The sequence below is a fragment of the Curtobacterium sp. MCSS17_005 genome (assembly GCF_003234225.2).
Classification (GTDB): Bacteria; Actinomycetota; Actinomycetes; order Actinomycetales; family Microbacteriaceae; genus Curtobacterium; species Curtobacterium flaccumfaciens.
In genome coordinates this window covers 3,269,792-3,295,350 of record NZ_CP126258.1, presented here as the reverse complement: position 1 = coordinate 3,295,350, position 25,559 = coordinate 3,269,792, and the positions used below count along the sequence as shown (strand labels likewise).

Genomic DNA, 25,559 nt, shown 5'->3' with positions numbered 1-25,559 from the left:
GCCTACAGTGTCGGATGTGTGGCGAGCGGACAGGGTGACCGACGGTGAGGACGACGTGAACGACGACGTCCCCGTCGAGGGTGCCCGCGCGCGCCCCGACGACGATCGAGACGAGCAGCAGGACGTGGACCAGGAACGGACCGACGACGAGCCGGACCGCACGCTCCGCCCGGAGCTGCAGATGACGAGCCCGCAGGCGATCAGCCTCGGCGACCCGCGGCTGCAGGCCGGCAACGCGGCCGAACCGACGTGGGACGGCTGGCGCACCCAGCTGACCGGCGTCGGCGGCACGAGCCCGCTCACGCACTTCAGCGACCACCCGCGCGCCCGCATCGAGCTCTCGACCACCCATCCGGGCGGTCTCGCACAGTTCATCACCGGCAAGACGACCCTGCTGTCCAGCCTGATCCGCGACGAGGTGGCGCTCCGTGCCGCCCGCGTGGCCGCCGGACACGTCGAGGCGAAGGGCACCGAGCTCGCCACCGTGCGCGGCATCGACGCCGTGAAGCTCGGCATCGGCATGGCCGACTGGAAGCACGGCGACGAGCAGTTCCGCGGCCCGGTGCTCCTGCGCCCCCTGGCGATCCGCCGGCACGGACGCGACTTCGAGGTGCGCCTGCTCGGTGAACCGGTGCTCAACCCGGGCCTCGCCGACGCGCTGCACGAGCAGTTCGGGGTCATCCTCGACGCGCAGTCCTTCGTGGCCCTCGCGCAGCAGGACGGCTCGTTCACGCCGAACCCCGTCATCGACCGCCTGCGTGGCCTGACCGCGCACATCCCCGGCTTCTCGGTGCACGCACGCCTCGTGGTGTCAACCTTCGCCGAGGTCGCCACCGGCATGGTCGAGGACACCGGCGACCTGTCGCACCCCGTGCTCGACGCCCTCGCCGGCAACCCGAGCGCGAAGTGGCAGGTCGAGCAGTCCTACCACCCGGTCGAGCAGACCCCGTCGGACGAGCGCAGCCCGGAGACCGACACGCTCCTGCTCGACGCCGACGACGAGCAGGAGAACGTGATCGCGCAGATCACGGCCGGCAACTCCATCGTCGTGAAGACCCTGCCCGGCACCGGTGGCACCCAGACCATCGTGAACGCCCTGGGTGGCCTGGTCGCCGCGAACAAGCGCGTGCTCGTCGTGAGCCCCCGCCGCGCGACCCTGCGGGGCATCGCCGCCCGCTTCGGTGAGGTCCAGCTACCCGGGGTCGCGGTCACGCCGTCGACCCTGCGCCGTGACGTCGTCCGTGCCATCGCCCGGAACGAGAAGGCCGCGCGTCCGAACCTCCGCGAGGTCGACGACGCCCTGGTCCGCCTGCGCAAGGTGCTGAAGGACTACCGCGGCTCGCTCACCCGCAAGGACCCCGACTTCGGCGTCTCGGTCCTCGACTGCCTGGTCGAGCTGTCGCGCCTGTCGCTGCTGCCCGTCGCCCCGTCGACCACCGCGCGCCTGTCGAAGCAGTCCGTCGCCTCGATGGTCGAGGGCCGCTCGCGCGTCGCCGAGACGATGGTCAGTGCCGCGAACCTCGGTGAGTTCCGCTACGGCCCCGACGACTCGCCCTGGTACGGCGCGAAGTTCGGTTCGAGCGACGGCGCCCAGCGTGCGCACCGCATCGCGAAGGACCTCGACGCCGACGGCCTGCCGACCCTGCTCCGCCGTGCCCACGACCTGGTGAGCTCGACGCACATGCGCCAGTTCACGACGATCAACGAGCTCGGCATCTACCTGCGCCTGCTCACCGAGATCCGTGACACGCTCGACCGCTTCCTGCCGGTGGTCTTCGACCGCTCGGTGTCCGAGCTCGTGGCCGCCACCGCTCCCCGCGGCGAGGGCGCCCCGATGTCGTCGACGAACCGTCGCCGGCTCAAGAAGCTCGCCCGCGAGTACGTCCGTCCGGGCGTCCACGTGTCCGACCTGCACGAGGCCCTGACCCGCGTCCAGCAGCAGCGGGTGCTCTGGCAGCGCTACGTCGCCGCCGGCGTGAACCCCGAGGTGCCCACGGGCATCGCCGACGTCCAGGTGCTGTTCTCGAACGTCGCCGAGGACCTCGCGCGCCTCGACGAGCCGCTGGGCCGCACCGAGCGTGACCGCCAGCTCGCGAACACGCCGGTCGACCAGCTCGTCCCGACCATCGCCGAGCTCGCCGCCGAGTCCGACGTCCTGCACAACCTGCAGGAGCGCACCGAGCTCATGCAGACCCTGCGCGACCTGCAGCTCGAACCGCTCATCACCGACCTGGCCAACCGGCACGTGCCGGACGTACAGGTGCCGGCCGAGCTCGAGCTCGCCTGGTGGCAGTCCGCCCTCGAGACCATGCTCGAGTCCGACCGGGCACTGCTCGGCGCCAACACCGACATGCTCGACCGGGTCGAGGCCGACTTCCGCCTGGTGGACGACGCCCACGCGGCCGGGGTCTCCCAGGGCCTGGCGTGGCAGCTCGCCGAGAACTGGAAGGTCGGTCTCGTCGACTGGCCCGAAGAAGCGACCGCACTCAAGACCCAGCTCCGCGACGGCGCGATCACCTCGCGCCTGCTGCAGGACTCCGCACCGCACCTGTCCCGGTCGATCGCACCCGTCTGGCTCGCCAGCCCGTACGAGGTGCCGCAGATCGCCGACACGATGCCCTTCGACACCGTGATCCTGGTCGACGCCGGCGCCGTGACGATCGCGGAGACCGTCGGTGCCGTCCGACGTGCCCGCCAGACCGTCGTGTTCGGTGACCCGGTCACCCAGACGCCGTCGCCGTTCCGCATCGCCGTGGACCCCGAGCACCGGGCGCTGCAGGTCGACGAGGGCACGCTCGACGCGTTCCACGCCGACTCCGCCCTGGCGAAGCTCTCCACCCTGCTGCCGACCCTGTCCCTGTCGCGGTCGTACCGCGCCGGCGGCGAGGACCTGGCCGAGCTCGTGAACCGTCGCTTCTACGGCGGCAAGATCGAGTCCCTGCCGTGGGCCGGCTCGTTCCTCGGCCACGGCTCGATCGCGCTCGACTACGTCAGCGACGGCAAGGCCGTCCCGGACCCCGAGTCCGGTGCCGTCGAGAGCGTCGATGCCGAGGTCGACCGCGTGGTCCGGCTCGTCATCGACCACGCCCGCACCCGTCCGACCGAGTCGCTCATGGTCATCACCGCGTCGGCGAAGCACGCCGTGCGCGTCGAGCAGGCCGTGCTGACCGCCGCGCAGGGCCACAAGGACCTGACCGAGTTCGTCATCGGCGACCGTGCCGAGCCGTTCATCGTGGCGACGCTCGAGCAGTCGGTGGCGCAGAGCCGCGACCGCGTCGTGTTCTCCATCGGCTACGGCCGCACCCCGCACGGTCGCGTGCTGCGCGACTTCGGTCCGCTCGGCAAGCCCGGCGGCGAGCGGCTGCTGGCGGTCGCCATGACCCGTGCGCGTCGCTCGATGGTCATCGTCACCTGCTTCCAGCCGTCGGACATCGAAGCCGAGCGCATGGGCCACGGCACCGTCGCCCTCGCCGAGATCCTGGCCGAGGTGCGTGCCCGCACCACCGCCGAGTACGTGCCGGACGACTCCGACCCGCTGCTCGTCGACCTGGCCCGGCGCCTCGAGATGCGTGGCATCCCGGTCGCGCTCGGACACCGCGGCAAGCTCGGCCTCGTCGCCGCGCACGGCGGGGTCTGCGTCACGATCGAGACCGACGCGTCGCTGGTCAAGGGATCGCTGCGCGAGTCCCTGCGCCTGCGTCCCGAGGTGCTCCGCCGACTCGGCTGGCACTACGTACGCGTGCACGCGTTCCAGCTGTTCTCCGACCCGGACCGCGTCGCCGACACCGTCGCGTCCGTGCTCGGGGTCGACCGCGGCGCCACGCAGGAGATCTCGATACCGCCGATCCCCGCCCGCCGATGAGCCGCCGGGCCTCGCGGCCCGCCGGTCCGGTGACGCCGGAGACGGACCAGCTGGTGGGCACGTCGACGCGAGTCGACGACGTGTCGTCAGCCCTGCCTCCCGTCCGTCCCGCCACTGACGGAGGCGAGACGGCGGACCAGCCGGGAGGCCCGGTGCGGCGCCGCAGACGCGTCACCACTCAGCCGGTGGCGGGCTACGACCCGACGCCGCCGCCGGAACCGGCGCGGCACCGCGACGGTGAGAACGACGACCAGCTCCGGCGCGACGTCCCCCCGCACTGGTAACCGGTAGCCTGGCCCGTGATGATTGACACCGCGCGACAGCGCCCAGACTGGCAGACCTGGCCGAACCTGATCACGCTGTTCCGCCTCGTGCTGATCCCGGTGTTCATCGGCCTCGTCGTCGCCGGCCACCCGGGATGGGCGCTCGTCGCCCTCGTCGTGATCGGCGTGAGCGACTGGGCGGACGGCTTCATCGCCCGCAAGTTCGACCAGGGGTCCAAGCTCGGCAAGGCGATCGACCCCGTCGCCGACCGCCTGGCCATCATCGCGATCGTGCTGTCCCTGGTCCTCGTCGGCCTGCTGCCCTGGTGGGTGGTGGCCGTCGTCGTGCTCGTCGACCTGGTCCTCGTCGTCCTGTCGAGCGTGCTGTTCCACGGCAACCCGGACCTCGACGTCACGTGGACGGGCAAGATCCGCTCGGCCCTGCTGTTCGTCGGGCTGCCGGTGCTGCTGTTCTCCGCGGTGCACACCGTCGACGAGAACGCGCCGTGGGTCCGGGTCGTCGCCCTGGTGTTCGTCTACCTCGGCACTGCGGGCCACGTGCTCGCCGGCGCCCAGTACGCCGTCGCGATGTTCGCGAAGCGCCGCGTGGTTCCCGCCGCCTGACGGGCCCCTGCGCAAACGAAACCAGGTTCCGGACACAGCACCGCGGATCTCCGTGGTGTTGTGCCCGGAACCTGGTTCCGGCGCGCGCTAGAGCTTCGTCGAGCCGCCGATGCCGGGCCCCTCGGGAGCGTTCGACGGGGCGATGTGCGCCCCCGTGCTCGTGGCGCCGCCGGTCTGCGGGCGGAGCAGGTCGCGGATCTCGAGCAGCACCTCGACGTCGGTCGGGGGGACGTCCTGCGGGGTCTGCTGCTCGTCGTTCTTGACGCGCTCGAACGCCACCTTCTTCAGACGGTTGACCGGTACCACGAGCACGAAGTACACCACCGCGGCGATGATGACGAAGTTCAGCACCGCCCCGATGATGGCGCCGAAGTAGAGCGTGGCGTGGTCACCAGACACCGTGGGGATCCGGACCTTCAGGGCGTCGTCGAGGCTCGAGGCGTTGAACACTGCACCGATGAGCGGGTTGATGAGCGCCTGGACGATCTTGTTGACGATCGCGGTGAACGCCGCACCGATGACGACTGCGACGGCCAGGTCGATGACGTTGCCGCGGAGCAGGAACTCCTTGAAGCCCTTCATGCGAGGGTCTCCTTCCGGGTCGAGGACGGCCGCCGGGTGGCGACGCGCCCCAACCTATCCGGAGAGCGCAGACTGCGTCAGGACGCGGCGGGCTTCGAACTGCTGGGCTTCGACTCGGCCTTCTTCGCCGGCTCGGCCTTCTTCGGCTCGGACTTCGCGGGGGTGCCTGACGAGCCTTCGGACTTCGGGGCCGGGCGCGAGTCGGTGCGGTAGAAGCCGCCGCCGTTGAAGGTCACGCCGACGGGCGAGAACACCTTGCGCAGAACGCCGCCGCAGACCGGGCACTCCGTCAGGGTGGCGTCGGAGAAGGACTGCTTGATGTCGAACGCGTTGTCGCACTCGGTGCAACGGTACGAGTAGGTGGGCACGTCAGCTCCGGAACGTGATGATGCGCGACGGCGTGATGATGCCGTCAACGGGTTCGTCGTGGGGTTCGCGCGGGACCTCGTCGAGGTACTCCGCGTCGAAGATCACAGCATAGACGGGCGGGCGGTTCGCCATGGACCCGAGGGTCTTGTCGTAGTAGCCGCGCCCCCAGCCCATACGGACGCCGTCGTGCCCGACCGCCGCCGCCGGGGCGAGGATCGCGTCGACGTCGTTGATCGCGAGCGGGGACAGGACCTCGCCGACGACCTCGGGCAGGCCGAGCAGGCTCTCGGTCTCGCTCTCGCCGTCGCCCACGGCCCAGTCGAGCAGGCCGTCCTCGCGGGTGATCGGCAGCAGCACGCGGATGCCCTGCCCGAACGCCCAGTTCAGGAACGGCCGGACGTTGGGCTCGTCCGGGGCGGACAGGTACAGGGCGAGGGACGTCACCTGGCGTTCCTCGACGAAGCGCTGCAGGGTCGCGGTCAGGGTCTGGGTGTCCGCGTCGCGTTCGGTCGTGGTCCGGGTGCGCCGCCGCTGCCGGAGTTCGGCTCGCAGGGCGCGCTTCTCGTTCCCGAGATCGGCGATCATGCGCAGGAGTCTACCGAGGGGTACGGTTGCGGCTTCCCGCCGGGAACACGCGGTGTCCCGTGTCCCCCGGAGCGACGACATGCCCTCGAAAGGGGGATCGGATACGGTCTGAGCATGGGCTTCCAGATTTCGAAGGCGGTGATCCCGGCCGCAGGGCTGGGTACCCGCTTCCTCCCCGCGACCAAGGCGATGCCGAAGGAGATGCTCCCCGTCGTCGACAAGCCGGCCATCCAGTACGTGGTGGAAGAGGCTGTCGGCGCCGGGCTGACCGACGTGCTGATGATCACCGGGCGCAACAAGAACGCGCTCGAGAACCACTTCGACCACGTGTCGGAGCTCGAGGAGACCCTCCGCAAGAAGGGCGACCACGAGAAGCTGCAGAAGGTGAACCAGTCGACGGACCTCGCCGACATGCACTACGTGCGACAGGGTGACCCGCTCGGCCTCGGCCACGCGGTGCTCCGCGCGAAGATGCACGTCGGCCGCGAGCCGTTCGCCGTGCTCCTCGGTGACGACATCATCGACGCCCGTGACCCGCTGCTCCAGCGCATGATCGAGGTCCAGGGCGAGAAGAACGCCACCATCGTGGCCCTGCTCGAGGTCCCCGAGTCGCAGACCCACCTGTACGGCATCGCCACGGTCGAGCCGACCGACACCGACGACGTGGTGAAGATCACCGGGCTCGTCGAGAAGCCCCCGCAGGGCGAGGCGCCCTCGAACCTGGCCATCATCGGCCGCTACGTCATCCGTCCCGAGGTCTTCGACGTCCTCGAGAAGCAGGAGCCGGGCAAGGGCGGCGAGATCCAGCTGACCGACGCGCTCATGAAGATGGCGAGCGCCGAAGAGTGGACCGGCGGCGTGTACGGCGTCGTGTTCCGTGGACGCCGGTACGACACCGGTGACAAACTCGACTACATCAAGGCGATCGTGCAGCTCGCCTCGGACCGCGATGACCTCGGCCCCGACCTCAAGTCGTGGCTGAAGGAGTTCAACGCGGGCGAATAGTCGGCCATCCCGCTCGGGTCCGGTGATCACGGACCCGGGCGGGACACCCCGTCCCGCACCGGGGCGGGACCCCGGAGGAACCCAGCGATGACGACGATCCCGACCCTGTCCCACGGGCGGGTCACCATCCGGCCCCTCCGACTCCGCGACACCCGCGACCTCGACGCGGCACTCGCGACGAACCGCTCGTGGCTCCGCACCTGGGAGGCCACGAACCCCTCCGGACACGTCTCCACCGACGTCCGGGGCAGCATCCGCGCGCTCCAGGCCAACGCCCGCGCGGGACTCGGTCTCCCGTTCGCGATGGAGCTCGACGGCCGCTTCGTCGGGCAGCTCAACGTCTCCGGCATCTCCTACGGCTCGCTCGCGAGCGCCTCCATCGGCTACTGGGTCGTCGAGGACGCCGCCGGCCACAACGTGACGCCGATCTCGGTCGCCCTCGCCGTCGACCACTGCTTCCGCTCGCTCGGCGTGCACCGGATCGAGATCTGCATCCGACCGGAGAACGCTCCGAGCCTGCGCGTCGTCGAGAAGCTCGGCTTCCGGTACGAGGGACTCCGTCGCCGTTACATCCACATCAACGGGGACTGGCGCGACCACTTCTGCTTCGCGCTGGTGGCCGAAGAGGTCCGTGGGGGCGTCCTCGAGCGCTGGGTCCAGGGGCAGGTGCCTCCCGGCGTGGGGACCGTGCCGCTCGCCGCACGCGACGAGGCGGCGATGCCGCTGGACACGACGCCCCGCATCTGACGTCCCACGTCTGACGGGCCTGGAGGCGCGGCTCGCCTCCCGCGGATTCCGCCCCGACACGCGCAACACACGTCCGGCAATGACGCGGCGCGGGAACCGCCGCCCCTACCGTGTTCGCATGGCAGGAATCGGCTCGTGGGGTGGCGGCATCGTCCTGCTCGTCGCGGCCGTCCTCTGGCTCGTCTACCTGATGCCGTCGTGGGCCGCCCGCCGCCAGTACCTGGCCACCGAGCGGAACGCCATCCGGCTGCAGCAGACCCTCCGGATCCTCGCGCAGACCGCCGAGCTGCCGGACGAGGTCCGCATCGAGATGAACGCGAAGTCCCTCGCCCAGGCGCAGCGCGTCGCCCGGTCCGAAGAGGCCAAGCGCACCGCCATCGTCCGAGCCCACGAGGCCGCGCGGCAGCGTGAGATCACCCGCCGCCTGGCCGAGCAGGCCCCCGTGCTCGAGCGGGCGTCCGCCGTGCCGGCCCTCACAGCGATGCGCATGCGCCGTTCCCGGCTCGGGGCGACCTTGTTCGGCACGCTCGGCGTCGTCATCGCCCTCGTGGTCTTCGTCGCGGCACCGTCGCTCTGGCTCGTCGGTGTCGCCGGCCTCGTCGCCGCCGGTGGGTCCGCAGCGGTCCTGGCCCAGCTGCACCAGGTGGCGAAGGCACGGAAGCAGCGTCTCGCGGCCGCCGAGACGGGCGCGACCCGCGCCTCCCGGCCGTCCACCGCATGGACGGACCCGGCGCCGCCCCTGTCGACCGAGCAGCCCGCCGAGCCTGCAGCAGACCGCTCGTGGACCCCGAACCACGTGCCGAAGCCCCTCTACGTGGAGCGGCCGGCTGCTCCGGCCGCCTCGCCCGAGTCGTCGGCGGAACTCGCTGCCCGCCTGAAGGAGCGCGTCGCCGCGGCCAAGGCGGAAGCCGAGGCCGAAGCTGCGGCGATCCGCGCTGGGGAGTCCGACCCGTCGCTGGCGCGAGTCTCGCGGATGCGACCCGAGCTCGAAGAGGCCGCGGCGTCGCTCTCCGCGCACGACCAGGGGCGCCTGGCCGAGCGGCTCGGGCTCCGGGCCCCTGCCGCCCCTGCTGCGTCGGCCGGCGTTGTTCCTGGCGTTCCTGCTCCCGCCGCTCCTGCTCCCGCCGACGAGCCCGCCGGGCCGCCGAGCAAGTGGGCCGGCATGGGTGTCCTCGACGACGACGCCTACCAGCAGGCCGACCTCGACGCGATCATGCGACGGCGTCGCGCGGTCTGACCCGCGGCACGCCCGAAGGGCCACCTGCGATTTCGGCTGGACCGAACGAGGGTGCTAGTGTGGTCGAGCACTTGGGGCTATGGCGCAGTTGGTAGCGCGTCTCGTTCGCAATGAGAAGGTCAGGGGTTCGAATCCCCTTAGCTCCACCCGGTAGCAACCACGAGAACGGCCCGGAACCCACAGGTTCCGGGCCGTTCTGTCGTTGGCGGTCGTGTCGAGGGGATCGTCCTCCACAGGCCGAGTCAGGTGGATCGTTCGACACAGTTCACGGACAGGGGTGGTGTGTTGTCCAACGCACCGCCCTAGACTCCCCGTGCCCCGGTGGGGCGCGGCCGACCTGTTCGGCCCGATCAGGGGGAGAGCATGTTCCGTATCAGTCGTCTCGTCGCGACCATCGCGACCACGGTGGTGGTGGCCGCCGGCATCGCCGTCGCCGGCCCGTCGTCGGGTGCATCCGCAGCGGTCACGCCGCTGGGCGTCGACATCTCCTGGCCGCAGTGCGGCAGCCAGGTGCCGACCGACCAGGCATTCGGCATCGTGGGCGTCAACGAGTCCCTCGGCAACACCACGAACCCGTGCCTCGCCGAACAGCTCGCCTGGTCGGCGAAGTCCGTCGGGGGTTCGGCCCAGCCGAAGACGCAGCTGTACGCGCTGTTCGCCAACCCGGGTCTCCAGGCGTCGGTCTGGCCCACGTCGAACCGGTACCAGAACACGGTGCCCACCAACCCGTTCGGCAAGTGCGTGACCAAGGGCGGCAAGAAGCAGGTCACGCTGGCGTGCTCGTTCATGTACGGCTACGCCCGTGGGTACGACGACGTCCAGAGCCGTGGCGTCCCGAACCCGTCCGCCTACCGCTGGTGGATCGACGTCGAGACGGGTCTGTCGTACCAGCGTGACACCGCCCAGAACCGCGCGGCGATGCAGGGCATGATCGTCGGGCTGAAGACCGCCGGCATCAAGCGGGTCGGCCTCTACTCGACCGGTTCGCAGTGGAAGACCATCGCCGGCACGGTCAAGTCGAACAGCCCGCTGTACGGCCGCTCGAACTGGATCGCGCTCGGCCGGAGCACGGTCACCAAGGCGCGGAAGGCCTGCTCCGGCACCCCGCTGCCTGGCGGCACCATCGCGATGGTCCAGGTCGAGGTGCCCTACGGCTCCGGCACCATCGACCGCAACGTCTCCTGCACGTGATCGCACTGCGGTGAAGTCGTGACCCCGTGACGGACAGGAGGCCCGGTGCCAGCTGGCACCGGGCCTCCTGGCCGTCTGCAGGTCGCGTCGGACCCGCCCCCATGGTCGACGAGTCAGCCGGCGATGCTCTCCGTCAGCACGCCGGACTGCGCGAAGGTGGTGTGGATCGCGTTCGCGGCCTGCTCGAAGGCACGGTTGCCGCGCGAGATGCCGAGCGCTCCACCCTTGATCGCGGACTTGCCCGAGCCGCGCAGCAGTCGGGCGACGGTCCGGCCGTCCGGGGCGATCATGATCTGCACGTCCAGGCGGGTGTGGAACGTGCGGTCGTTCGCCATGCCGCCGATGAGCAGCGTCAGGCCGAGGCTGCCGCGGGTCGCACGGAGTGCCCCTTGCTCGGCGTCGTCGACGGTGTAGCCCTCGCGGGACAGGGCTTCGCGTACCTGTGCACGGGCGGTCTCGGGGTCGGTGGCGACGAAGAAGCGGTGGCTCTCGGGCATGTGTGTTCCTTCCGAACGGGTCCGCTGGGACACGAAGGACGCTCGCCCCCGAAGACGATCATGCCGTGCCGGAACGACGGAGGTGTCGCTTACGCTGGTCGTGTCATGACTGCCTCGATGAACCGCCGCGCACTCCTGTCCCTCGCCGGCGTCGCCGGGATCGGGCTCGCCGTCGCGGCGTGCTCCTCCGGCAGCGACAAGGGCGGCGACTCGGGCACCGGCTCGGGCGGCGGGCGCGGGAGCTCCGGGGGTGGGGATGCAACGTCCACCCCGACGGCGAAGCCCGTCGCGAAGGCCGTCACTCCGGCGCAGGTCCCGCTCGCCGGTGGCGTCACGATCACCGTGACGGGGACCGGACTCGCCGCCGTCAAGGGCGTCACCGTCGGTGGTGTCGCGGCACGCGACGTCACGGCGACCGCGTCGAAGGTGACCTTCACGGCCCCGCACCAGGCGATGTACACCGCCGGTGACGCCGACGTCGCACTCTTCACGTCCGCGATCGAGCCCACCGCGTCGGCGAACCAGTCCTCCGACGGCAACGGCAGCGCCGCGAACGACGGGCAGAGCGGCGCCACTCAGGACACCGCGACGACCACGCCGACCCCGACCGCCGCCGCGAAGCCCGCTGCTGCCAGCGCGGTCGCCTCGACCACCCTGGCCTACGCCGCACTGACCGACGTCGACCGGCAGCTCGCCTACGCGATGCGGTACTGGAAGGACTACAACCTCGCCGAGTACGGCACGATGAACCCGATCGGCGGCGACTGCGCGAACTACGTCAGCCAGACGCTCATCGCCCGCGGGTGGGAACAGCGGTCCGACTGGTACAACCGGTCAGCCGGTGCCGAGCACAGTGCGACGTGGACCTACTGCCCGACGATGGACCCGTGGCTCGAGACCAACGCGGCCGAGTTCGGGCTCACCCGGCGCTCATCGGACGAGCGCGACAAGGTGAAGGTCGGCGACATCGTGTTCTTCGACTGGAACGCCAACGGCTCACCGGACCACACCACCATCGTGTCCGAGGTCTTCACCGAGCCCGACGGCACCATCCGCATCAAGTCGGCGAGCCACAACCAGGACGGCCCCTACCGCGACCTCGACGAGATGATCACGGTGCAGCACCCCGGCGGATCGGCCTGGTTCCACACCTTCGACGCGTAGCGCTGATCAGCGCCGCTCACGGGTACCCGAGGAACCACAGCAGCACGATCGCGACCGGCTGCAGGCACACCCCGACGACCAGCCACGTCACCGCCCGCCGCCGTGTCCCGACGAAGACGTCCGATCCGAGCAGCGGCGCCATCGGCATGAGCAACCGCGGCAAGGACTGCTGCGGCAGGAACACCGCCACCAGGTACAGCCCGTAGGACGCCGTGAACGCGAGCACGTCGGTGCCCAGGGCCAGGGTGCTCCTGCGCGAGAAGAACCACACGGCGCCGGCGAGCACCACCATGACGAGCACGATGCCGAGCGGGCCGAGCCACGTCGACGCCATCGTGAACCACGGCGTCAGCGGTGCGAAGTGCTGGCGGCCGACGAACCCCACCCACCACGACAGTTCCGTGTCCAGGTACGCGTTCGGTCGCCCCGTCACGGCCGTCGCGATGACGGGCCACGCCAGTCCCGCAGCCGCGACGACCATGCCGGTCACCACGATCGCGATCCGGTCACGCCACGGGAACACTTCGGCAGCGCGCCCCGACCGGTGCGCTCCCCACCACCGCACGACCAGGTGCACGGCCAGGGCCAGCGCCAGCGCGAGGACCCCGGGCTTCGTGAACGCCGCCACGACACCGAGCGGTGCGATCAGCCAGTACCGACGCCGCACCAGCGCCAGCAGCGCGCCGAACAGCAGCACGAGCAGCAGGCTCTCCGCGTAGGCGACCTGCAGCAGGAACCCCGTCGGTGCGAACGCGAACAGGGCCGTCGCCCAGCGGGCGCGGTGCGAGCACCCGACGGCGAGCACCAGCCGGTACAGCAGCACGCAGGCGCCCGCTCCGGCGATCGACGCCACCACGACCCCGGCGACCCAGAACGAGGCGCCGGTCAGCGTCATCAGGAGCCGCACGACCGCGGGGAAGACGGGCAGGAACGCCCACGCGTTCGGCAGGACGTGCCCGGAGTCGTCGACCGGCAGCGTCGCGGGGTACCCGTGCTCGGCGATGGTCCGGTAGAACGAGGCGTCCCACGAGCCCGAGAACGTGAAGAACGAGGGGTCCTGCCGGTACGAGGCGAACGCCCAGCCGTTCGCGGTCGCCAGCAGGTACACGGTCGCCAGCAGCACCGTGCTGACGACCCGCGAGCCCGCCCAGATCAGCAGCGGTGCGGTCCAGGCGCTGCGCCGTCCGGTCAGCAGGCTGCGGAACCCCCGCCTGGAGGCCCGGCTCGCTTCCGCCACGCTCGTCACCCGCCCGATCCTCCCAGATCGCAGGCCGCGCCCCGCATCGCGGGCCGCCACCTGCCCGGCGCGAGGCAACCCGTGTGCATCGTGAGCAGGAATGGTCGGGTCCGCCTGCCGGACCCGACCATTCCTGCTCACGAAGTGCGGGCCTCCCGGCTAGCGCCCCGTGACCGCGCGACGGATCTGCTCGATCGGGACCTTCGGGGAGCGGTCTGCGTTGAGCAGGCCGTTCGTCTCCTGCATGGTGTCGGTGAGCTGCGTGTAGCAGGACCCGGCGAGGAACGAGCTCGCACGGATCGCGTCGTACAGCGCGGTGATGCGGGCGACCCAGTCGTCGCCGTCAGTGGCCGACGTGTACCCCCAGCCGTCCTCGCGCTGGACGCCCGGCTGGTAGTTCACGCCGCCGAACTCGGTGAGCATGACCGGCTGGCCGAGGTCCTCGGCGCCGCCGACCAGGATGCGGCGGTCCGCCGGACCGATGCCACCGAGCAGCCGGGTCCGTGCGGTCTCGTCCGCGTAGGTGGCCGCGAGCCGGGGTCCGTCGCCCTCGTAGTCGTGGATCGTGACGATGTCCGAGTTGGTGTGCTCCCACCCGTCGTTCGAGATCACCGGACGCGTCGGGTCCAACGCCCGCGTGACGTCGGCGAGGGCCCGGGCGTAGGCCTGCTGGGCCGGGTCGGTGGCGATGTGCTGCACACCCCAGCTCTCGTTGGCGGGCACCCACGTGACGATCGACGGGTGCGAGGCGTCACGCTCGACAGCGTCCATCCACTCACGCATCAGACGCTTCACGGCGCGGGGGGAGAACGCGTAGGCGCCGGGGGCCTCGCCCCACACCATGAGTCCGAGCCGGTCGGCCCAGTACAGGAACCGGGGGTCCTCGATCTTCTGGTGGTTGCGGGCCGCGTTGAAGCCGAGCTCCTTGATGAGTTCGACCTCGCGGCGGAGTGCCTGGCGGGACGGGGCGGCGATGTGCGACTCGGGCCAGTAGCCCTGGTTCAGGACACTGCGGACGTCATGGCGTCGGCCGTTGAGCAGGAACGCGCCCCCGTCGACCCCGACCGTCCGGATCCCGAAGTAGCTGGCGACGGCGTCGAGCGCGCCCGTGCCCACCGTCGTGCCGTTGCCGTTGCCGGAGCGCGCCAGCAGCGTGACCGTGGCGTCGATCAGCCGGGGCGTGTCCGGCGTCCAGTGCAGCTCGTCCTCGGCCTGCCCGTTCGTCTGCCGCGCGATCGGCACGACCACGTCGAACTCGTCCCCGGTCTCGCCGACGGTGGTCTCGATCGTGGCGAGGTGCTCGTCGCGGTCGTCCCAGCGGGCCTCGACGCGCAGGCGCTCGCCGCCGGTGCGGAGACCGTCGAGCCGGACCGTCAGCCGCATCGTCGCGTGGTCGACGTTCGTCCAGCGCAGGGACGCGATCGAGGCGGTCGGCACGGCCTCGAGCCAGACCGTCTGCCAGATCCCGGTGGTCCGGCGGTACCAGATCGCGTGCGGGTCCTCGTGCCAGTCCTGCTTGCCGCGCGGCTGGGTCAGGTCGTGCGGGTCGTCCTCGGCGCGGACCACCAGGGTGTGCACGGCGTCGGGGTCGGCGGCCAGCGCTTCGGTGACGTCGAAGGAGAACGGGGTGTGGCCGCCCTCGTGTCCGCCGATGAACTGCCCGTCGATCCAGACGCGGGCACGGTGGTCGACGGCGCCGAAGTGCAGGACGAGTCGAGGGGCGCCGTCGCCGAACCCCGCGGCGTCGAGCTCGGAGCGGGTGATCGCGCGGGAGTACCAGACCACGGGGTGGAACCCGGGCTCGTCGATGCCCGAGGCTGGGGACTCCGGCGGGAACGGGACGACGATGTCCCGGGGGTCGGTGAAGCCGGTGCGCCAGGCGTCGTCGTCGCCGTCGTTCCGGAACGACCACGTACCGTCGAGGTCGGCCCAGGCGGTGCGGAGCATCTGCGGCCGGGGGTACGTGCCGTCCTGCCGCGAAGCGAGGGGGAGGCCGGGGGCGGAAGCGGAGTCAGGTGCGGCCACGATGCCGTCGAGCGTGCTCATGCGTCCATGCTCCCGTGCTGGTACATCGTTGTAAAGAGGGAGTCGGGATTGCGCGGAGCAGGTTCCGCGGGGCGCTCGTCGAGCGGTCGCTCAGCCGATCGCGGCGTCGCGCGTGAGCACCATGACGTCCATCCGTCCCTGCTGGACGACCACGCCGTGCTGGTTCCGCAGGGCCACCGCTCGTTCGACGATCCCGGTCGTCCCCGAACTCGTCAGTCGGGTGCCCAGGACCTCGACGGTGCAGGTCACGGTGTCGCCGATGAACACGGGCTCGGTGAACCGCCACTGGTCGATCCCGAGCAGTGCCACCGCGGACCCCTCGAACACGCCCGTGCGCGCGATGAGCCCGAGGCACAGCGAGGTGCCGAGCAAGCCGTGCACGATCCGCTGCCCGTACCGGGTCTTCCCCGCGAACTCGACGTCCGTGTGCACCTGGTTGTTGTCGTTCGTCCACGAGGCGAACGACACCACGTCCGCCTCGGTGATGGTGCGCCCCGGCGTCGTGAAGGTCTGTCCGGCAGCGAGGTCCTCGAAGTAGTGCGGCACGGCCCGATTCTCGCACCCGGTCAGAGCCGCGCGAGCAGCTTCCGTGCTCGGCGCAGGCCCTGCGTGCTGGCCGTCTGCTCGGTCGTCGCCAGGACGCCGTACCCGAACGTGTCCTCGCCGTGCTGCGCTGCCACGGCTGCAAGCCGTCGGTACGCATCGGCGGCGTGTGCGGCGTCGAGCGTCTCGCCGAGGGTCTCCTGCACCCGTCGCAGTCGACCGAGCCGGCGCTTCCCGGCGTCGGGCACGTCACCGGCCGCCTGCAGTGCGTAGCGCAACCGGCGCGCGGCCTTCCGGACCTCGTGCAGGGTGTCGAGGTCATCGCTCGGATCACCCATCAGCCGACCGACGCGTGCCCGCTCGTGCCGGATGCGCCGGGCGGCGAACGTGGCCGCGTCGTCGTCCGCGTGCGGGCCGGCCGGTGCCCGGAGCAGCAGGTCGTCGAGGGCATCGAGTGTCCGGAACCAGGCGTCGGAGCGCAGCGCTCGCCGGAGTTCGGACGCGGCGACGCTGCGACGTTCCGCGGTCTCCGAAGCGATGCGGTCGAGGGTCTCGGCGTCCACGTACCCGTCGGGGGCGTGTGCCGCCGACCGGGACAGGCCGGCGTGCAGCACCTCGGCATCGCGAGCGGTCCCGGCGATCCGTCCGGTCTCGGCAAGGGCGGCACGGAGGTCTTCGGTCGCCTGGCGGTCGAGCGCGCCGCGGAACGCCGCGAGCACGCTCCGCAGGCGGCGCAGCACCTTCCGCAGGTCGTGCACGGCCTCGGACTCGTCGGCCCGTACCCGGGGGTCCGCCGCGACCAGGTCGCGCCGCAGGGCATCGAGCACCCGCAGGACGAACCCCGCGGCGGTGTCCGGCCGGGGGCGCTTCGCCCGGCCGCGTCGGCGCTCCGGCACCGGCTCCGGGCCCCGGGGGAGCGGCACCGACGAAACGTCCACCGGATCGGTCGCCGCGTCGTGCAGCGCTCGTTCGGCCGCTCGTGCCGTGGCACCGTCGCGTCCGTCGTCCGTCAGCGCCCACCACCGCGACGATCGCAGCACGGTGGTGTCCGGGTCGCCGTCGTCCACGCGCACGTCGGCGACCTCGGCCCGCACCCGGCCGTCCCTGCCACGGAGGGTCACGAGCGTCGTGGTGGTGTCACGGACCAGGACGGTCCGCAGTGGACGACCACGCAGGAACACCTCGACGGCGTCCCGTGGGGGATCGTCGGACACGCCCCCGAGCGGTTCCGGGCCGGTCCCGTGCCCGCCCCGGTCGATCGTCCAGTCGCCGTCCGGCAAGCGTGTGAGCACGACGCCCTCTGCGGCGAGTACCCGGTCGTCGGAGTCCCACACCGTCTCGCGCACCGTCACCGCTCCGTGGCGGCGGACGTCGGCGGCGAACGGCTCGAGCGCGGGGAGCCTGCGGTCGTCGAGGATCCGCCAGGCCCGGCGGGGGTCGGGGAGCGCACGTGCAGCGTCAGCGGCGGGGGGAGGAGCGGCAGCGGATCGGGGCATGCCGCAAGTGTCGTCCGACGCACCCGTGTCAGACCGGGGGCATCGGGGCTCTGTGGACGGAGCCCGGCCCGGCCCGTCCTGTGGGGGACTCGGCACCTCGCCAGGCCCCGGCGCGTAGGTTCCGCTGCATGAGCGACGGAGCACCCAGCGCCCCCGACACCCGCGCAGACACGAGCGCAGACACCCGCGCAGACGCCAGCGCCCCCGACACCAGCGCCCCGGACACCAGCACGCCGAGCGACCGCGACCTCGAGTCCTGGATCGCCGACCGCCGCTGGTACGCCTCGAAGGGGTCATTGCCACGCCTCCGGACGATCTCGACCGACGACGGGTCCCGGCTGGTGCTCGACGAGGCTCCCGCGGTCCCCGTCCTCTACCAGTCGCCGATCACCAGCGACGCCGACGGCGCGATCGTCGACGCCACAACCGACCTCGCGTGGGTGTCGGCACTCGCCGCACGCATCGACGCGGCACCGGACAGCCTCAGCCCGATCGGTCGGGTCACCGCCGCCCGCGTCCTGACGGGTGAGCAGTCCAACACGTCGGTCATCTGCGACACCGAGTCCGGCGACCGCGTCATCATCAAGGTCTTCCGCGTGCTGCACCACGGCGACAACCCCGACGTGACCACGCAGCTCGCCCTCACGGCGGCGGGCAGCACGCGCGTGCCGCGGGTCTACGGCGCCCTCCGTGCAGACTGGCCCGACGTCGGACGCCCGGACGGCACGGCGACGGGGCACCTCGCCTTCGCCCAGGAGTTCCTCCCCGGGCTCGACGACGCCTGGCGCGTCGCCCTGCAGGAGGCGCAGGCTGGCACGCCGTTCGGTGACCGCGCCGAGCAGCTCGGCACCGCGCTCGCCGACGTGCACCGCACCCTCGCCGGAGCGCTGCCGACGGAACCGGCCGACGCGCCCCGACGGGACGCCGCCGTCGCGACGATGCACGCCCGACTCGACACCGCCTCCCGCGAGGCCCCGGCCGTCGCCGACCACGCCGACGCCGTCCGCGCGGTCTACGCCCGTGCCGCCGAAGCAATCTGGCCGGACCTGCAGCGCATCCACGGTGACCTGCACCTCGGACAGGTCCTGTCGGCACCGGAGCCCCGCGGCTGGGTCTTCCTGGACTTCGAGGGCGAGCCCCTCCGCCCCCTCGACGAACGCTCGCTGCCGGACGTCACCCTGCGCGACGTCGCGGGCATGCTCCGCTCGTTCGACTACGTCGCGGGTGCGCTGGCGCACGACGCCGAACCGGTCGACGCGGCCGCCTGGGCAGCCGAGGCGCGGGCACGCTTCCTCGAGGGCTACCAGCGGGGCGCCGGCGCGGACCTCGCCGCCCACAGCGCGCTGCTCGACGCCTTCGAGCTCGACAAGGCGGTCTACGAGGTCGTCTACGAGACCCGCAACCGACCCGACTGGGTCGGCATCCCGCTCGCGGCCGTCGCGCGCCTGGTCGGCGACAGCGGGTCCTGACCGCGACCCACGAACGGACGGGAGGCCCGTGGCGACACCGCCACGGGCCTCCCGTCCGTCACCGGGTGACGTCGTCTAGTTGACGGGACCCGTGTACTTCTCGCCCGGTCCGGCACCGATCGGGTCCGGGATCGCCGACGCCTCGCGGAAGGCGAGCTGCAGCGAACGCAGCCCGTCGCGGAGCGGACGGGCGTGGTGGTCGCCGATCTCGGTCGCGGCTGCGGTGACCAGGCCGGCCAGCGCGGTGATGAGCTTCCGTGCCTCGTCCAGGTCGGTCTGCTCCTGCGGGTCGTCTGCCAGGCCGACCTTGACGGCCGCGGCACTGAGCAGGTGCACCGCAACGGTGTTGATGAGTTCGACCGCCGGCACCTCCGCGATGTCCCTGGCGGCGTCGATGCCGGTGTCGTCGATCGGGGTGTCGCTCACGGTGCTCCTCTGCTAGGCTTGCTCGCGGCAGATGCTGTCCGTGTGCCGTCAGTTCCCTTGACATCAGTTCTCCTGAGATCAAGATCCTCGACAACACCCGGACGGTGTCACGAAAGAGGAGTCTCTCCCACCCGCGGCCGCGTTCCACCAGGCTACCGGGTCACCACCGCTCCGCGAGTGCACGTGTTGCACTCGTCGGTCGGATCCCACGGATCCGATGCAGGGCGGCTGCCGAACGGGTCGACATCCCGTGCGTCAGATCTCCTCTCTCGTGCTGTCGTCCAGGGCAAACGCTCCGGACGGCCACCACCTGATTGAAGGAGCTCCGCATCACCGATCCCCGTACCAACGACCGAATCCGCGTTCCCGAAGTCCGACTCGTCGGTCCGCAGGGTGAGCAGGTCGGCGTTGTCCCGATCGCCATGGCACTGCGTCTCGCGCAGGAAGCCGAACTGGATCTGGTCGAGGTCGCGCCGAACTCGAAGCCGCCCGTGGCCAAGATCATGGACTACGGCAAGTTCAAGTACGAGGCCGCTCAGAAGGCCAAGGAAGCTCGTCGCAACCAGGTGAACACGGACCTGAAAGAGGTCCGTTTCCGCCTGAAGATCGACGTGCACGACTACGAGACGAAGCGCAAGCGCGCCGAGGGGTTCCTCCTCGGCGGCGACAAGGTGAAGGCGATGATCCTCTTCCGTGGCCGCGAGCAGTCGCGTCCGGAGCAGGGTGTCCGTCTCCTCCAGAAGTTCGCGGAAGAGATCGCCGAGTTCGGTGTCGTCGAGTCGCGTCCGACCCAGGACGGTCGCAACATGACGATGATCATCGCCCCGCTCAAGAACAAGTCCGACGTCAAGGGCGAGCAGAACGCCAAGCGTGCTGCACAGAAGGCCGAGCGTCGTGCCACCGAGCACGCCGCGAAGGGCAAGGACGAGGCCGAGGCCGGTTCCACGTCCGAGGCAGCTGCGGAATCCACGGACGCCGCGGCCGAATAGGTCCCCGGACCGAACCCGCAACGACGCGGCCCCCCATCCATCCCACGGAAAGGCACCACCATGCCCAAGCAGAAGACCCACTCCGGGTCGAAGAAGCGCTTCAAGGTCACCGGTACCGGCAAGATCATGAAGCAGCAGGCCGGTATGCGTCACAACCTCGAGGTCAAGAGCTCCAAGCGCAAGGCCCGCCTGAACGAGGACCAGGTCCTCTCCAAGGGTGACGCGAAGAACGTCAAGAAGCTCCTCGGCCACTGAGCCCCCGGATCGTAAAGGAATAGTGCAATGGCACGAGTAAAGAGAGCGGTCAACGCCGCCAAGAAGCGCCGCGTCATCCTCGAACGCGCCGAGGGCTACCGCGGCCAGCGTTCGCGCCTGTACCGCAAGGCCAAGGAGCAGGTCACCCACTCCCTCGTCTACGCGTACCGCGACCGTCACGCGAAGAAGGGCGAGTTCCGTCGCCTGTGGATCCAGCGCATCAACGCTGCGTCCCGTGCGAACGGCCTGACCTACAACCGCCTCATCCAGGGTCTCAACCTGGCCGGCGTCGAGGTCGACCGTCGCATCCTTGCCGACCTCGCGGTGAACAACCCCGAGACCTTCACCGCGCTCGTCGAGACCGCGAAGAAGGCCCTCCCGGCCGACACCTCGGCCCCGAAGGCTGCGTAGTCAGTTCTTCTGCTCGCGAAACCCCCGCCGCACGGCGGGGGTTTCGTCGTTCCTAGACTTGGGTCGTGAGCGATCTCCTCGAGAACCCCCGTGCCGGACGCGTGAAGGCCGTTGCGGCCCTGGCCAAGAAGGACGTCCGGGCCGAGACCGGCCTGTTCCTGCTGGAAGGGCCCCAAGCCGTCCGCGAAGCGCTGGAGTACGCCCCGGAGCTCCTGCGCGAGCTCTACGTGACGCCGACCGCCGCAGCCCGCTACGGGCTCGACGACGCGCCGGTGGACACGTGGTTCGTGACCGAGCAGGTGCTCGACGCGATGGCCGACACGGTCACTCCGCAGGGCGTGGTGGCGGTGTGCCAGCAGTTCCCGACGTCGGTGAAGGACGTCTTCCCGGACCGCGCTGCGGCCGCCGCCGCCCAGGAGGCCCGTGATGCGTCCGACGACCAGGCCGCGTTGCCCGGACTGGTCGCCATCCTCGAAGAGGTGCGGGACCCGGGGAACGCGGGCACGATCATCCGGGCCGCCGACGCGGCCGGCGCCGACGCGGTGGTGCTGACCGGACGCTCGGTCGACCCGTACAACCCGAAGGTCGTCCGGTCGACGACCGGGTCCCTGTTCCACGTCCCGGTGTCCGTCGGCGTGACCCTGGCCGACACGATCGAGCGGGCGAAGGCCCTCGGCTACACGGTGCTCGCGGCGGACGTCTCCGGCGACGACCTGCCGGTGGTCCGCGCCGAGGGGATGCTCGACGGTCCGACCGCGTGGGTCTTCGGCAACGAGGCCCGCGGACTCACCGCCGACGACCTGGCGCTCGTCGACCGGGCCGTCAAGGTGCCGATCTACGGGCAGGCGGAGTCGATGAACCTCGCCACCGCTGCGTCGGTGTGCCTGTACGAGTCGGCCTTCGCGCTCCGGAGCTGACGCTCCTCCCTCCCCGGGCCGGTCGTCGGCGTCGGTCATCCACCGTCCGCTCGGTGCAGGTGGGTGGTATCCCGACGGCCGGTAGGCTTGGGTCTCGTGTCAGAACCTCTCGAGATCAGCGAATCGGCCGTCGCCGACGCGGTGGACGCGGCCCTCGCCGCCGTCCGTGCCACGACGACGGTCGCCGAACTGAAGCAGGCCAGGGCCGAGCACACCGGTGAGCAGTCACCGTTGGCGCGGATGAACGCATCGATGCGCAGTGTGCCGCCGGAGCAGAAGGCCGCGGCGGGCAAGCTCGTCGGGCAGGCCCGTGGGCGGGTGAACGCGGCGATCGCCGAGCAGGAATCCGTGCTCGCGGCGGCCGAGGAGCGCGCACGGCTCGAAGCCGAGCGCGTCGACGTCACCGCGTTGCCGGTCCACCGCGCCACCGGCTCCCGCCACCCGCTCTCGCTGCTGAACGAAGCCGTCGCCGACATCTTCGTCGGCATGGGGTGGGAAGTGGCAGAAGGCCCCGAGCTCGAGCACGAGTGGTTCAACTTCGACGCCCTGAACTTCGACCAGGACCACCCGGCCCGGGCCATGGCGGACACGATCTTCGTCGAGCCCGTCGACCGGCACCTGGTCATGCGCACCCACACCTCGCCGGTGCAGGTGCGGTCGCTGCTGTCGCGTGACCTCCCGCTGTACGTGATCGCGCCGGGTCGGGTCTACCGTGCCGACGAGCTCGACGCCACGCACCTGCCGGTCTTCACCCAGGTCGAGGGCATCGCGATCGACAAGGGCCTGACGATGGCGCACCTGCGCGGCACCCTCGAGCACTTCGCCCGGCAGATGTTCGGCGCCGAGGCGCAGATCCGGCTCCGCCCGAACTACTTCCCGTTCACCGAGCCCAGCGCCGAGATGGACGTCTGGCAGCCGAACGCCAAGGGTGGCGCGCGGTGGGTCGAGTGGGGTGGCTGCGGCATGGTGAACCCCAACGTCCTGCGTGCCGCCGGGATCGACCCGGACGAGTACCAGGGCTTCGCGTTCGGCATGGGCATCGAGCGGACGCTGCAGTTCCGCAACGGCCTGAACGACATGCGTGACTTCCTCGAGGGCGACATCCGCTTCTCGCAGCAGTTCGGAACGGTGGTCTGATGCGCGTCCCACTCCGTTGGCTCGGTGAGTCCGTCGACCTCCCCGAGGACGTCACCCTCGAGCACGTCCACGCGGCGCTCGTGTCGGTCGGCTTCGAGGAAGAGGACGTCCACACCTTCGACCTGACCGGTCCCATCGTGGTCGGTCGGGTCCTCGAGCGCGTCCCCGAGCCGCAGAAGAACGGCAAGACCATCAACTGGTGCCAGGTGGACGTCGGCGAAGCCGAGCCCCGCGGCATCGTCTGCGGCGCGCACAACTTCGACGTCGGCGACCTGGTGGTCGTCACGCTGCCCGGCGCGGTCCTGTCGGGGCCGTTCCCGATCGCCGCCCGCAAGACCTACGGGCACGTGTCCGACGGCATGATCGCCTCGGCCCGCGAGCTCGGGCTGGGCGACGAGCACGACGGCATCCTGCGCTTCGCTGACCTCGGCATGGACCCCACCGTCGGTGCCGACGCCATCGCGCTCCTCGGCCTCGACGACGCCGCGGTCGAGATCAACGTCACGCCGGACCGCGGCTACGTCCTCAGCATGCGCGGGGTCGCCCGTGAGTACGCGCATGCCACCGGAGCCAGCTTCCACGACCCCGTCGACCGCGTCGCGCCGCGTGCGGCCGAGGGGTTCCGGGTCACGATCGACGACCAGGCCCCGATCCGGGGTCGGGCCGGAGCGTCGACGTTCGTCACGCGCGTCGTGCGCGGGATCGACCCGACCGCGAAGACACCGTCCTGGATGGTGTCGCGCCTGTCGCTGGCCGGGGTGCGCTCGATCTCCCTGCCCGTCGACGTCACGAACTACGTCATGTTCGAGCTCGGCCAGCCGCTCCACGGCTACGACCTGCAGACCGTCGCGGGCGGCCTCGGCGTGCGCCGGGCGACCGCTGGCGAGACGCTCGAGACCCTCGACGGCACGGTCCGGAAGCTCGACCCCGAAGACCTCGTCATCACCGACGACGACGGTCCCGTCGGCCTCGCCGGCGTCATGGGCGGAGCCCGCACCGAGATCTCGGCGAGCACCACCGACGTCCTGATCGAGGCCGCCGGGTTCGACCAGGTCTCCATCGCCCGCACCGCTCGTCGCCACAAGCTCCCCAGTGAGGCATCCCGTCGCTTCGAGCGCGGGGTCGACCCGCAGGTGGCCGAGGCCGCGGCGAACCGTGCCGTCGAGCTCCTCGTCGAGCTCGCCGGCGGCACCGCTGACGCCCTCGGGTCGACGCTCGTCGACACCGAGCCGCGGGCGACCGTGACGATGCGGCTCTCGCGTCCGGCCGAGCTCGTCGGTGTCGAGTACACCGACGCCGAGGTCATCGACACGCTCCGCGCGATCGGCGCCACGGTCGAGGCCGACGGCGAGCAGCTCGCGGTCACCCCGCCCACCTGGCGTCCCGACCTGACCGACGACACCACCCTCGTCGAAGAGGTTGCGCGCATCGTCGGCTACGACCGGATCCCGAGCGTGCTGCCGGTCGCGCCGCCCGGCCGGGGCCTGACCCGGCACCAGCAGGCTCGTCGTCGGGTCGCCTCGGCGCTGGCCGCGGCGGGCCTGACCGAGGTCGTCACGGCACCGTTCGTGTCGGCGGCCACGCAGGACGCCTACCCGGGGATCGACCCGCAGGGCGGACCGAGCGTCGTGCTCGCGAACGCCCTGGACAGCGAGCAGAACCTCCTGCGCCGGAGCGGCGTTCCGGCCCTGGTCGACGCTGCCCGTCGCAACGTGTCGCGCGGGCTCGTCGACGTCGCGCTCTACGAGGGGTCCCGGGTGTTCCTGCCGGTGACGGGCGTGACGCTCGGCACCGACGAGGTCCCGGCGGGCGCCGCCCGGCCCGACCGTGCGACGCTCGAGGCGCTGGACGCCTCGCTGCCCGCCCAGCCCTTCCACGTCGCCGCGCTGCTCACCGGCCACCGGGTCGTCAAGCAGCCCGGCACCACGGCGGAACCGTTCGGCATCGCCGACGCGATCGACGCTGCCCGCCAGGTCGCCTGGGCCGTCGGTGTGGAACTCACCGTCGCGCAGACGATCCACCCGTCCCTCCACCCGGGCCGGGCCGCGTCGCTGCTCGTCGACGGCACGGTCGTGGGCGTCGCTGGTGAGCTCCTGCCCGAACTGGCCGAGGCCGCCGTCCTGCCCCGGGTGGTGGCGGTCGTCGAGCTCGACCTCGACGCGCTGGTCGCCGCGGCCCCGGAACTCGTCGCGGTCGCGCCGATCGTCTCCTACCCGGCGGCCACGCAGGACCTCTCGCTCGTCGTCGATGCCAGCGTGCCGGCCGGTGACGTGCTGGATGCGGTGCGCTCTGGCGCCGGAGACCTGTTGGAGTATGCTCGGCTCGTGGATGACTACCGGGGCTCCGGCGTGGACGAGGGACAGAAGTCCCTGACGTTCGCCCTGCGCTTCCGTGCCACGGACCGCACGCTGACCGCTGCCGAGGCCACCGAGGCCCGTGACGGCGCTGTCCGACGTGCCGGCGAGCGATTCGGGGCGACCCTGCGCGACTGACCCACACGGGATCAG

General features: G+C 71.2%; 23 protein-coding genes and 1 tRNA gene. 15 read left to right on the top strand and 9 right to left on the bottom strand.

Translation table 11 applies throughout. The features are described from left to right. The first annotated feature begins 34 nt into the window (after positions 1-34). Positions 35-3,862, top strand: a complete 3,828-nt coding sequence (locus DEJ20_RS15690; RefSeq protein WP_111038986.1) for an ATP-binding protein — start codon at positions 35-37, stop codon at positions 3,860-3,862. Between the two features lie 302 nt (positions 3,863-4,164). Beyond that, positions 4,165-4,749, top strand: a complete 585-nt coding sequence (locus tag DEJ20_RS15685; RefSeq protein WP_111235728.1) for a CDP-alcohol phosphatidyltransferase family protein — start codon at positions 4,165-4,167, stop codon at positions 4,747-4,749. Between the two features lie 87 nt (positions 4,750-4,836). On the opposite strand, the gene mscL is transcribed toward DEJ20_RS15685, so the two are convergent. The 3 genes from mscL to DEJ20_RS15670 all read right to left on the bottom strand — a co-directional run bounded on the left by mscL (position 4,837) and on the right by DEJ20_RS15670 (position 6,285). Beyond that, a complete protein-coding gene (gene mscL / locus DEJ20_RS15680; protein WP_111235729.1) occupies positions 4,837-5,331 on the bottom strand; it encodes a large conductance mechanosensitive channel protein MscL in 495 nt (164 codons plus the stop codon). A 77-nt stretch (positions 5,332-5,408) separates the two neighbouring features. Then, a complete protein-coding gene (locus DEJ20_RS15675; RefSeq protein ID WP_111235730.1) occupies positions 5,409-5,699 on the bottom strand; it encodes an FmdB family zinc ribbon protein in 291 nt (96 codons plus the stop codon). A gap of 1 nt (position 5,700) precedes the next feature. Further along, complete coding sequence (locus tag DEJ20_RS15670; protein WP_111235731.1) at positions 5,701-6,285, bottom strand: 5-formyltetrahydrofolate cyclo-ligase; 585 nt, start codon at positions 6,283-6,285, stop codon at positions 5,701-5,703. A gap of 114 nt (positions 6,286-6,399) precedes the next feature. Here DEJ20_RS15670 and galU point away from each other — a divergent pair, with 114 nt between their 5' ends. The 5 genes from galU (at position 6,400) to DEJ20_RS15645 (ending at position 10,465) form a co-directional block, all read left to right on the top strand. Beyond that, the gene (gene galU, locus DEJ20_RS15665; RefSeq protein ID WP_027466560.1) at positions 6,400-7,290 is read left to right on the top strand and encodes a UTP--glucose-1-phosphate uridylyltransferase GalU; all 891 of its coding nucleotides are present in this window, start codon (positions 6,400-6,402) and stop codon (positions 7,288-7,290) included. A gap of 87 nt (positions 7,291-7,377) precedes the next feature. Then, positions 7,378-8,037 (top strand): GNAT family N-acetyltransferase, encoded by a 660-nt coding sequence (locus DEJ20_RS15660; protein ID WP_017887986.1) that lies wholly within the window; start codon positions 7,378-7,380, stop codon positions 8,035-8,037. A gap of 118 nt (positions 8,038-8,155) precedes the next feature. Next, the gene (locus DEJ20_RS15655; RefSeq protein WP_111235732.1) at positions 8,156-9,274 is read left to right on the top strand and encodes a hypothetical protein; all 1,119 of its coding nucleotides are present in this window, start codon (positions 8,156-8,158) and stop codon (positions 9,272-9,274) included. 73 nt (positions 9,275-9,347) lie between these two features. Continuing rightward, positions 9,348-9,420: transfer RNA gene (locus DEJ20_RS15650), tRNA-Ala, on the top strand. Positions 9,421-9,637: 217 nt separating this feature from the next. Continuing rightward, positions 9,638-10,465, top strand: coding sequence for a glycoside hydrolase family 25 domain-containing protein (locus DEJ20_RS15645; RefSeq protein WP_111235733.1), 828 nt, complete (start codon positions 9,638-9,640; stop codon positions 10,463-10,465). 113 nt (positions 10,466-10,578) lie between these two features. On the opposite strand, the gene DEJ20_RS15640 is transcribed toward DEJ20_RS15645, so the two are convergent. Continuing rightward, positions 10,579-10,962, bottom strand: coding sequence for a response regulator (locus DEJ20_RS15640; protein WP_146245445.1), 384 nt, complete (start codon positions 10,960-10,962; stop codon positions 10,579-10,581). Positions 10,963-11,067: 105 nt separating this feature from the next. Here DEJ20_RS15640 and DEJ20_RS15635 point away from each other — a divergent pair, with 105 nt between their 5' ends. Further along, positions 11,068-12,126 (top strand): amidase domain-containing protein, encoded by a 1,059-nt coding sequence (locus DEJ20_RS15635; protein ID WP_146245446.1) that lies wholly within the window; start codon positions 11,068-11,070, stop codon positions 12,124-12,126. Positions 12,127-12,142: 16 nt separating this feature from the next. Here the strand turns inward: DEJ20_RS15635 and DEJ20_RS15630 are convergent, their stop codons facing one another. The 4 genes from DEJ20_RS15630 to DEJ20_RS15615 form a co-directional block, all read right to left on the bottom strand. After that, positions 12,143-13,372 (bottom strand): putative hexosyltransferase, encoded by a 1,230-nt coding sequence (locus DEJ20_RS15630; RefSeq protein WP_181431576.1) that lies wholly within the window; start codon positions 13,370-13,372, stop codon positions 12,143-12,145. A 150-nt stretch (positions 13,373-13,522) separates the two neighbouring features. Further along, positions 13,523-15,409, bottom strand: a complete 1,887-nt coding sequence (locus tag DEJ20_RS15625) for a glycoside hydrolase family 2 protein (protein ID WP_111235735.1) — start codon at positions 15,407-15,409, stop codon at positions 13,523-13,525. 90 nt (positions 15,410-15,499) lie between these two features. Beyond that, the gene (locus DEJ20_RS15620) at positions 15,500-15,955 is read right to left on the bottom strand and encodes a MaoC/PaaZ C-terminal domain-containing protein (RefSeq protein ID WP_111024335.1); all 456 of its coding nucleotides are present in this window, start codon (positions 15,953-15,955) and stop codon (positions 15,500-15,502) included. Positions 15,956-15,975: 20 nt separating this feature from the next. Then, complete coding sequence (locus DEJ20_RS15615) at positions 15,976-17,448, bottom strand: CYTH and CHAD domain-containing protein (protein WP_111235736.1); 1,473 nt, start codon at positions 17,446-17,448, stop codon at positions 15,976-15,978. A 128-nt stretch (positions 17,449-17,576) separates the two neighbouring features. On the opposite strand from DEJ20_RS15615, the gene DEJ20_RS15610 reads away from it, so the two are divergent. Beyond that, complete coding sequence (locus tag DEJ20_RS15610; RefSeq protein ID WP_258377192.1) at positions 17,577-18,917, top strand: phosphotransferase; 1,341 nt, start codon at positions 17,577-17,579, stop codon at positions 18,915-18,917. 75 nt (positions 18,918-18,992) lie between these two features. On the opposite strand, the gene DEJ20_RS15605 is transcribed toward DEJ20_RS15610, so the two are convergent. Then, a complete protein-coding gene (locus DEJ20_RS15605; RefSeq protein ID WP_027466553.1) occupies positions 18,993-19,343 on the bottom strand; it encodes a DUF1844 domain-containing protein in 351 nt (116 codons plus the stop codon). Between the two features lie 314 nt (positions 19,344-19,657). Here DEJ20_RS15605 and infC point away from each other — a divergent pair, with 314 nt between their 5' ends. The 6 genes from infC to pheT all read left to right on the top strand — a co-directional run bounded on the left by infC (position 19,658) and on the right by pheT (position 25,544). Further along, on the top strand, positions 19,658-20,332 hold the full coding sequence (infC, locus tag DEJ20_RS15600) for a translation initiation factor IF-3 (protein ID WP_081827403.1): 675 nt from the start codon (positions 19,658-19,660) through the stop codon (positions 20,330-20,332). A 60-nt stretch (positions 20,333-20,392) separates the two neighbouring features. Further along, positions 20,393-20,587, top strand: a complete 195-nt coding sequence (gene rpmI / locus DEJ20_RS15595) for a 50S ribosomal protein L35 (RefSeq protein ID WP_017887976.1) — start codon at positions 20,393-20,395, stop codon at positions 20,585-20,587. A gap of 27 nt (positions 20,588-20,614) precedes the next feature. Continuing rightward, entirely contained in the window at positions 20,615-20,998 is a 384-nt protein-coding gene (rplT, locus tag DEJ20_RS15590; protein WP_017887975.1) for a 50S ribosomal protein L20, read from the top strand. 65 nt (positions 20,999-21,063) lie between these two features. Continuing rightward, the gene (locus DEJ20_RS15585; protein ID WP_111235737.1) at positions 21,064-21,915 is read left to right on the top strand and encodes a TrmH family RNA methyltransferase; all 852 of its coding nucleotides are present in this window, start codon (positions 21,064-21,066) and stop codon (positions 21,913-21,915) included. A gap of 96 nt (positions 21,916-22,011) precedes the next feature. Beyond that, positions 22,012-23,052: a phenylalanine--tRNA ligase subunit alpha gene (pheS, locus tag DEJ20_RS15580; RefSeq protein ID WP_111235751.1), complete on the top strand. Its 1,041-nt coding sequence runs from the start codon at positions 22,012-22,014 to the stop codon at positions 23,050-23,052. Continuing rightward, positions 23,052-25,544, top strand: coding sequence for a phenylalanine--tRNA ligase subunit beta (gene pheT / locus DEJ20_RS15575; RefSeq protein ID WP_111235738.1), 2,493 nt, complete (start codon positions 23,052-23,054; stop codon positions 25,542-25,544). Before pheS ends, pheT begins: the two co-directional genes overlap by 1 nt. The last annotated feature ends 15 nt before the right edge of the window (positions 25,545-25,559 follow it).

Excerpts from the sequence above, each read along its gene's own strand:
- DEJ20_RS15640 (WP_146245445.1), bottom strand. The coding sequence starts at position 10,962 with ATGCCCGAGAGCCACCGCTTCTTCGTCGCCACCGACCCCGAGACCGCC.
- DEJ20_RS15615 (WP_111235736.1), bottom strand. The coding sequence starts at position 17,448 with ATGCCCCGATCCGCTGCCGCTCCTCCCCCCGCCGCTGACGCTGCACGT.
- DEJ20_RS15660 (WP_017887986.1), top strand. The coding sequence starts at position 7,378 with ATGACGACGATCCCGACCCTGTCCCACGGGCGGGTCACCATCCGGCCC.
- pheT (WP_111235738.1), top strand. The coding sequence starts at position 23,052 with ATGCGCGTCCCACTCCGTTGGCTCGGTGAGTCCGTCGACCTCCCCGAG.
- DEJ20_RS15655 (WP_111235732.1), top strand. The coding sequence starts at position 8,156 with ATGGCAGGAATCGGCTCGTGGGGTGGCGGCATCGTCCTGCTCGTCGCG.
- DEJ20_RS15610 (WP_258377192.1), top strand. The coding sequence starts at position 17,577 with ATGAGCGACGGAGCACCCAGCGCCCCCGACACCCGCGCAGACACGAGC.
- galU (WP_027466560.1), top strand. The coding sequence starts at position 6,400 with ATGGGCTTCCAGATTTCGAAGGCGGTGATCCCGGCCGCAGGGCTGGGT.
- DEJ20_RS15635 (WP_146245446.1), top strand. The coding sequence starts at position 11,068 with ATGACTGCCTCGATGAACCGCCGCGCACTCCTGTCCCTCGCCGGCGTC.
- mscL (WP_111235729.1), bottom strand. The coding sequence starts at position 5,331 with ATGAAGGGCTTCAAGGAGTTCCTGCTCCGCGGCAACGTCATCGACCTG.
- DEJ20_RS15625 (WP_111235735.1), bottom strand. The coding sequence starts at position 15,409 with ATGAGCACGCTCGACGGCATCGTGGCCGCACCTGACTCCGCTTCCGCC.
- rpmI (WP_017887976.1), top strand. The coding sequence starts at position 20,393 with ATGCCCAAGCAGAAGACCCACTCCGGGTCGAAGAAGCGCTTCAAGGTC.
- DEJ20_RS15645 (WP_111235733.1), top strand. The coding sequence starts at position 9,638 with ATGTTCCGTATCAGTCGTCTCGTCGCGACCATCGCGACCACGGTGGTG.
- DEJ20_RS15670 (WP_111235731.1), bottom strand. The coding sequence starts at position 6,285 with ATGATCGCCGATCTCGGGAACGAGAAGCGCGCCCTGCGAGCCGAACTC.
- DEJ20_RS15685 (WP_111235728.1), top strand. The coding sequence starts at position 4,165 with ATGATTGACACCGCGCGACAGCGCCCAGACTGGCAGACCTGGCCGAAC.
- rplT (WP_017887975.1), top strand. The coding sequence starts at position 20,615 with ATGGCACGAGTAAAGAGAGCGGTCAACGCCGCCAAGAAGCGCCGCGTC.